This window comes from Tepidimonas sp. (assembly GCF_046292505.1).
Lineage (GTDB): Bacteria > Pseudomonadota > Gammaproteobacteria > Burkholderiales > Burkholderiaceae_C > Tepidimonas.
This window is the reverse complement of sequence record NZ_JBKBQX010000273.1, coordinates 1-528: the sequence shown is the minus strand read 5'-3', so window position 1 is coordinate 528 and position 528 is coordinate 1. Positions and strand designations below refer to the sequence as shown.

The window sequence follows — 528 nt, the reverse complement described above, 5'->3', positions numbered from 1 at the left end:
ATGCGCCCATCACGCCCGAAGACGACGCTGAACGGCAAGGCACCCGCGTTGTTGCCCAGTTGCTTCATCAGCTCGCCGCCTTCCAGGCCCGCGAGCCCGATGGGGAAGCTCACGCCGCTGCGCGCAAGAAAGGCGCGCACGGCGCTCGGCTGGTCGATGGCCAGGCCCACGACCGCCCAACCGCGCGCCGCCTGTTCGCGGTAGAAGCTGTCGAGCAAGGGCATCTCGGCTACACAGGGCGGGCACCAGCTGGCCCAGAAGTTGAGCAGCAGGGGTTTGCCCTTGAAGTCGACGAAGGCCAGCGTGCCGCCGCCAGGTTTTTCGTAAGTGAGCGCCCACAAAGACCGGATTTCGTCGGCGCCGGCGGCCACGGCGCCGGGGGTCAGCCGCCACCAGGCGACGCCGGCGCCGGCCAGTGCAGCCAGGGCGCCCGCGGTCGCCAGCACACCGCGGCGGGACGTGGGGGCGTTCTGATGAGGGTTCGATCCGTCGGTCGTCATGGTTCGCATCATGCCTCAAGCAAGGCCC

1 protein-coding gene is annotated in these 528 nt (G+C 69.5%); it reads right to left on the bottom strand.

What is annotated here, in order from left to right; all coding sequences use genetic code 11:
* Window positions 1-500: TlpA disulfide reductase family protein (locus ACK4TH_RS13225; protein ID WP_409627093.1), on the bottom strand; the 500-nt coding region annotated here is incomplete at its 3' end.
* Window positions 501-528: the final 28 nt, after the last annotated feature.